The 7,102-nt window shown below is 29.8% G+C and carries 7 protein-coding genes; 1 reads left to right on the top strand and 6 read right to left on the bottom strand.

The features are described from left to right. Both ACH2BC_RS02365 and ACH2BC_RS02360 read right to left on the bottom strand, forming a co-directional pair. Positions 1–293 (bottom strand): helix-turn-helix domain-containing protein (locus ACH2BC_RS02365; RefSeq protein ID WP_395052384.1); only part of this gene is annotated, 293 nt, incomplete at its 3' end. 45 nt (positions 294–338) lie between these two features. Then, the gene (locus ACH2BC_RS02360; protein ID WP_395052383.1) at positions 339–1,088 is read right to left on the bottom strand and encodes a hypothetical protein; all 750 of its coding nucleotides are present in this window, start codon (positions 1,086–1,088) and stop codon (positions 339–341) included. A gap of 122 nt (positions 1,089–1,210) precedes the next feature. Between ACH2BC_RS02360 and ACH2BC_RS02355 the strand changes: the two genes are divergently transcribed. Then, positions 1,211–1,441: a helix-turn-helix domain-containing protein gene (locus ACH2BC_RS02355; RefSeq protein ID WP_395052382.1), complete on the top strand. Its 231-nt coding sequence runs from the start codon at positions 1,211–1,213 to the stop codon at positions 1,439–1,441. Positions 1,442–1,537: 96 nt separating this feature from the next. Here the strand turns inward: ACH2BC_RS02355 and ACH2BC_RS02350 are convergent, their stop codons facing one another. The 4 genes from ACH2BC_RS02350 to gcvP all read right to left on the bottom strand — a co-directional run bounded on the left by ACH2BC_RS02350 (position 1,538) and on the right by gcvP (position 6,962). Continuing rightward, complete coding sequence (locus ACH2BC_RS02350; protein WP_395052381.1) at positions 1,538–2,062, bottom strand: methyltransferase; 525 nt, start codon at positions 2,060–2,062, stop codon at positions 1,538–1,540. Positions 2,063–2,378: 316 nt separating this feature from the next. Beyond that, on the bottom strand, positions 2,379–3,437 hold the full coding sequence (locus ACH2BC_RS02345) for a 3-oxoacyl-ACP synthase III family protein (RefSeq protein WP_395052380.1): 1,059 nt from the start codon (positions 3,435–3,437) through the stop codon (positions 2,379–2,381). A gap of 129 nt (positions 3,438–3,566) precedes the next feature. Beyond that, complete coding sequence (locus tag ACH2BC_RS02340; protein ID WP_395052379.1) at positions 3,567–3,944, bottom strand: group III truncated hemoglobin; 378 nt, start codon at positions 3,942–3,944, stop codon at positions 3,567–3,569. Between the two features lie 171 nt (positions 3,945–4,115). Continuing rightward, the gene (gene gcvP / locus ACH2BC_RS02335; protein WP_395052378.1) at positions 4,116–6,962 is read right to left on the bottom strand and encodes an aminomethyl-transferring glycine dehydrogenase; all 2,847 of its coding nucleotides are present in this window, start codon (positions 6,960–6,962) and stop codon (positions 4,116–4,118) included. Between the last annotated feature and the right edge of the window lie 140 nt (positions 6,963–7,102).

Genomic DNA, 7,102 nt, shown 5'->3' with positions numbered 1-7,102 from the left:
TTTTTAAAGTTGGTAGGAGTAGTGCTCGTAAACTTTTTAAATGCGGTATAAAATGTTGATTTAGAGTAAAATCCGCATTCTAAACCTATTGCATTTATTGTATAGTTTTTATAATTTGAATCAATAAGTATTGATTTTGCTTTTTCAATTCTTAATGAATTAATATAGTCTGTAAAATTATACTCACTGTTTTGATTTATAGTATGCGATAAACTACTAATTCCAATACTTAATTCATTTGATAAAACATCTAAACCAAAATTAGCATCTAAATATCTATTATTAGATTCTATATGATTTTTTATTGTTAAAAACTTGTCGTTTTTAGGGTTTTCTATCTATATTATTTTTTTTTCATTTGACAATGCTTTTCTAAGTAAAATTCTTTCTGTCATTAATTTATAATTAAAAACACCTTGAAAACCTATCCAAAAAAGCAATATAGAACTGCTTAATCGTAATGGATAATAAATAAATATTTGAGGATTTAATACTTTGTCTAGATTAAAAACAATTGCAAAAACCCATGTTAATAAAATTACACTTCCTAAGTAAAGAAATTTCTTTATCCATTTAATGTTATCAAAACTTAAAACAAATGAATACATTTTAGAATTTTTAAAAACTAAAATAAAACATTTTCCAAAAAGGAATAGTGAAAACAAAGCGTTTGCAATTTCTTCTATTTGAGAATATTGTGCAACTATATAATTTTGATCATCACTATAATAAAAAGGAAATAATGTTATTCTAACAACTAATTCAATTATAAAGAAAATAGAACAGAACTTTACAAATGAAATTATTTTAGTTTGAACGTTTAAATAAAAACTTAAAAAAGTATAAAAAGCAGGAACAATTAAAGCATAAAAAGGTAAAAGTAGGTTTCTAATAAAAAAATTAGCATTTGTAAAAACATTATCAATTAGAACTATTTGAAGATTGTTTAAAGTAAAAAAAACAACTACTAAATTTAAATAGATAATTGATTTATCTTTTCCTTTCTCTGATACTATTGTTTTTGTTATAAAAAGTACACCAATAAGTACACTAAAAATCATGCAGTAATTAAAAATTTCTTTTATCATTGAATTTATTTAATAGTGGCGTTAAAAGTTTCCTTAGGTTTAAACTTGTTAAAAATAGTGTTTATTTTTTATTCTAGCTCTTATGATATAACATTTTTCTTTTATCCGTATTCCTTTGCTGTGTGCGTAAAGATGTTGAAATAGAACCAATTATTTACTTTGGAAAACAATTACGATTGATAAGACAATCTAAAGGTTTATCTATGGAAAAACTTTCTGAATTATCTTCATTTGAATATTCTCAAATTAGTAGAACAGCACTTGGTCAAATTAATACATCAATTGATACAGTCTTTAAACTGGCAAAAGCATTAGAAATTAATCCAAAAGAATTGTTTGATTTTGAGATATGATTTTGCAATTCAACTAATTTAATTTTGAGTAAAACTAAACTATTGAATTGATAGTGGTACAGGTATAAATACGTGGTTTTAAAGTTTTTAAAAAAATTATTTCACTTTTTCAGCATAAACCATATAATATCTAGGCGTAAAGTAACGCAACAAAGGACGTATTCCAAATTTCTTTACTGGATTAGTAAATTTTTGTCTGTCAATAATTTTCCATCCTGTTTTTTCTAAAAGCCAATCCAGTTGCCAATCTTCAAATTCGTGGTAATGTCTGTCCCACATATCGGTTTTACTTCTGTACGCAGGCGAAAACCACAATCGCATTGGTATGGAAATAAAAAGCTTATCAGATTTTACATTTTGTAAAACAGTAAACGGATTTAATAAATGCTCAAAAATTTCGAATGCCGTAAAAACTGTATATTCTTCATTTTGCAAAGCCAATTGATTTACGTCAACATCTTCGCCAGTGGTATTTTTTACTTTAAAACCATTTTCTTCCATAATTTTAGAAAACGGATTTGGCACACCAAGATCTAAAATAACTTCATTCGTAGTAATGTGTTTTTCTAAAAATTCTAAAGTGTGCTTAAAGCGTTTGTTGGGAAATGTTTTTTCGTACATTCTTTAAGTTTGTTGTTTATAGTTTGTTGTTTATAGTTTAAGGTGTAATTATAGTTAAACTAAAACAATAAATATTTTGATTTTATTTTACAAAGTTAAGTAAAGTTTTTACTTAGTGTTAAAATTTGAATTCAGAAATTAAATTTTGTAGCGAATTTATAGTAGCCGTGATAGTAATGGAAAACCTTTATATAAAAATGGCTATTTTTTCTTGAAATATAAAAACGACCAACGGAAGTTCTTTATATTTTATAGAAAAAAAGCTGTTTTTAATAAAGTTTGGAATGTATAGCAGGATTAGCTTCTAATGAAAAATTTACAATTTGTAAACAATTGCGTTTACATTCATTCCTGCGCCAACTGAAGCAAACATAATTACGTCGCCTTTATTGAGTTGTTGGTTTTCCATTTGGTTTCTTGTAATTAAATCGTACAAGGTTGGAATGGTGGCAACGCTTGAGTTTCCTAAGTTTTTTATACTCATTGGCATAATTCCTTCGGGCATTGCAAGGTTATATAATTTGTAAAAACGTTGAATTATGGCTTCGTCCATTTTTTCGTTAGCTTGATGTATTAAGATTTTTTTTACATCAAGAATATTTATTCCACTATTATCCAAACATTCTTTCATTGCTTTTGGAACGTTTATTAGTGCAAATTCGTAAATTTTTCGTCCGTGCATTTTTAAGTAACGCACATTTGGATCGTTATTTTTATTGAAGGAATTTCCAAAAAATAAATAATTGGCCTCGTCGTAACTAAATGTTGCCGATTCGTGAGCTAGAATTCCGCCTTCGTCATTGGTAGCTTCAATAATTGTTGCGCCTGCGCCATCAGAATATATCATTGAATCTCTATCGTGAATATCTACAACTCTAGAAAGCGTTTCGGCACCAATTACCAAACATTTTTTAGCCATTCCAGCTTTGATAAATGCGCTTGCTTGAATTACACCTTCAACCCAACCAGGACAACCAAAAAGCATATCGTAAGCAACGCATTTGGGGTTTTTTATGCGTAATTTATATTTTACTTTTGATGCCAAACTAGGCAACATATCACCTTGAATTGCTCCTTTTTTTACATCGCCAAAGTTGTGTGCAAAAATAATATAATCTAAAGTTTCTGGATCAATATTGGCACTTTCTATTGCTTTTTGAGCGGCATGAAAAGCCAAATCCGACGATTGTAAATCATCTGTTGCATAGCGTCGTTCTTCGATTCCTGTAATTTCTTTGAACTTGGTTGCTACAATTTCGTTAGATTGTGGAAAAGCAGAACCATCTTCGTTAAGAAATGTGTGATTTAAAAAATCGGCATTGGTAACATTTTGACTTGGAATGCAACTTCCAGAACCTGTTATTTTTATATTCATTGCAATGGATGTAAAATTCTGTGGGTAAATTTATAGATAATTAATTGATAAAACATCATAAATTTATTATGCGTGCATATAATTACGAAATAATTAATTTACAGTACCTTAAAATACTAATAATGTAATTTATTGGTTTTCTTTTGCGATTTTTATTTGTAAAATAGTCGCTAAACTTAACGCTTGTGTTTTTATTTTTTCGCAATTTTCACCTTTAAAATTCTCATCTACAGACGCATTAAAATGATTTATCCAAATTGAAAACAATTGTGGCGATAAATATTCTTTGGCATTTACATCTAAGTGAATTTGAGTAAGATTATTGGTATAACCTCCAGTTCCAAGAATTGCTTGCGACCAAAAAGTTACTAGAATAGGGAAGTGGTGCTCGAGATTTACTTTTACTACATCTGTAAAAATATAACTTATTGCTTCGTCTGAAAGTAGTTTTTTATAAAAATTTCTTACTAGAAAATCTAAATCTGTTTGGGTTTTAATATCTTGCATTATCATATTTTAAATTACAAAAATAATTTAATTCAATTTCTACATTACTGATAAAAATCATTTTTAAAATAAAAATAGGTTTCAAGGATTCTGAAATAAATTCAGAACTAAACTTGAAACCTTTTTTAAACATAATTTTTACTTTAGTACTTCGTACTTCAAACTTCCAACTTAATTCATATACGCCTCAATTGGCGCACAACTGCAAACTAAATTTCTATCGCCATAAGCATCGTCAGTTCTTCTTACTGTTGGCCAAAATTTATTATCTGCAATATAATCTAAAGGAAATGCAGCTTTTTCTCTGGTGTAAGGAAAATTCCAAACATCGGCAGTTAGCATTTGTAATGTATGTGGTGAATTTTTCAAAACATTATTTGGCTCTTCAATATTTACAGAATCTATTTCTTTTTTAATAGAAATCATTGCTTCACAAAAACGATCAAGTTCTGCTAAATCTTCACTTTCTGTTGGTTCAATCATCATTGTTCCTCCAACAGGAAAAGATACTGTTGGTGCATGAAATCCGTAATCCATCAATCGTTTTGCAATATCTGTAACTTCAATTCCATTAAGTTTAAAAGCTCTGCAATCAATAATCATTTCGTGTGCAGCTCTTCCTTTTTCTCCAGAATACAAAATTGGGTAATGTTCTTCTAATCTTGCTTTGATATAATTCGCATTTAAAATAGCATATTTTGTAGCATCGGTCAATCCTTCTGAACCTAACATACAAATGTAACCGTAAGAAATTAAGCATACTAAAGCTGATCCAAATGGTGCTCCAGAAATTGCAGTTATGGCTTGATTTCCACCTGTTGGAATTATAGGATTTGTTGGTAAAAACGGAACTAATTGTGGTGCAACACATATTGGTCCAACTCCTGGACCACCACCACCATGAGGAATTGCAAATGTTTTATGTAAATTTAAATGACAAACGTCTGCACCAATTGTTGCCGGATTTGTTAATCCAACTTGTGCATTCATATTGGCGCCATCCATATAAACTTGTCCGCCATTGTCGTGAATAATTTGTGTAATTTCTCTAATAGCACTTTCAAAAACTCCATGAGTTGATGGATATGTTACCATTAAACAAGATAAATTTGCCGAATGTTCTAATGCTTTTGCTCGTAAATCTTCTACATCAATATTACCATTTTCCATAGTTTTGGTAACAATAATAGTCATTCCTGCCATTGCTGCTGATGCTGGATTTGTTCCGTGTGCCGAAGCTGGAATTAAAGCAATATTTCTATGAACATCGCCACGAGAAAGATGGTAAGCACGAATTGCCATTAGTCCAGCATATTCGCCTTGCGCACCAGAATTTGGCTGTAAAGTTGTGCCTGCAAATCCTGTAACAACATTTAATTGTTGTTCTAATTTTTTTAACAGTATTTGATAACCTTCTGCTTGTTCAATTGGTGCAAATGGATGAATATTGTTCCACATTGCCATACTTAAAGGCAACATTTCTGCCGCAGCATTTAATTTCATTGTGCAAGAACCAAGAGAAATCATAGAATGATTTAATGCTAAATCTTTCTTTTCTAATTTCTTAATGTAACGCATTAACGAACTTTCAGAATGATAACTATTAAAAACATCATGTTGTAAAAAACTTGATTTTCTTTCTAAATTAGCATCAAAATTTGTTGCATTTGACAATTCATAAATTGAGAATTTTTCTTTTCCTGTTGCTTCTGCAAATATTGAAATGATTTGATTTACATCTGAAATTGAAGTTGTTTCGTTTACAGAAATTGAAATCGTTTCGTTATCTACATAATAAAAATTTACTTCGTGATTTTCGGCAACAGCTTTAACTTTTTGAGCATCAGCTTTTACTAAAATCGTATCAAAAAATGATGAGTTGGTTTGATAAACGCCTAGTTTATTTAAAGAATCTGCCAATGTTACTGCCGATTTATGAACTTTATCTGCAATAAATTCTAAACCTTTTGGTCCATGATAAACAGCATACATTCCAGCCATAACCGCAAGTAAAACTTGAGCTGTACAAATATTAGAAGTAGCTTTTTCACGTTTGATGTGTTGCTCACGAGTTTGTAATGCCATTCGCAACGCACGATTTCCATTGGTATCAATTGTTACACCAATAATTCGTCCTGGCATACTTCTTTTATAATCTTGTTTTGTGGCAAAAAATGCTGCGTGTGGTCCACCATAACCCATTGGAATTCCGAATCTTTGTGTGGTTCCAACTACAACATCTGCGCCCATTTCACCTGGTGAAGTTAATTTTACAAGCGATAAAATATCTGCTGCAACTGCAACTTTTATTTCATTTGCTTTAGCTTTAGTTATAAAACCTGCATAATCATTTACTTGACCATATTTTCCTGGATATTGAAGTAAAGCACCATAAAAATCTGATGAAAAATCGAAAGTTTCGTGATTTCCTATAACTAATTCTACTCCAATTGGTGTAGAACGAGTTTGTAAAACTGAAATAGTTTGTGGTAAAACTTCTTCAGAAACGAAGAATTTATTTGCATTATTTTTCTTTTGATCTCTTGATCTAACGTCAAATAATAATGCCATTGCTTCCGCAGCAGCGGTACTTTCGTCAAGTAACGAAGCGTTTGCAATTTCCATTCCAGATAATTCTATAACTGTAGTTTGAAAATTTAAAATTGCTTCCAATCTGCCTTGAGCAATTTCTGCTTGATAAGGTGTGTAAGCAGTGTACCAACCTGGATTTTCAAAAATATTTCTTTGAATTACGGCAGGAACAATTGCTGGATTGTAACCCAAACCAATGTATGATTTGAATACTTTATTTTTTTTACCCAATTCTTGAATATGATTTAAATATTCATATTCGGTCATTGGTTCGTCTAATTTTAAATTTTCTTTAAGGCGAATATCACTAGGAATTGTTTCGTAAATTAATTGGTCAAGATTTTCTATTCCAATTGTTTTAAACATGTGTTGTAGGTCACTTTCTCTTGGACCAATGTGGCGTAATGCAAATCCGTCTTTCTTCATCAAAGTAGGTTTAAAAAGTAAATTTTAGTTGTATTTGTTTCGAGTACAAAAGTAATTATTAAAGTTCTAATTTTGAGTTAAACAATACGTAATATTTTGAGAAATTGTTAACTAAAATCAACTCTTATTAACAGATTATT

The sequence above is a fragment of the Flavobacterium sp. genome (assembly GCF_043760115.1).
Taxonomy (GTDB): domain Bacteria; phylum Bacteroidota; class Bacteroidia; order Flavobacteriales; family Flavobacteriaceae; genus Flavobacterium.
Note: the sequence above shows the minus strand (reverse complement) of the source record. Positions and strands in the feature narration are given on the sequence as shown.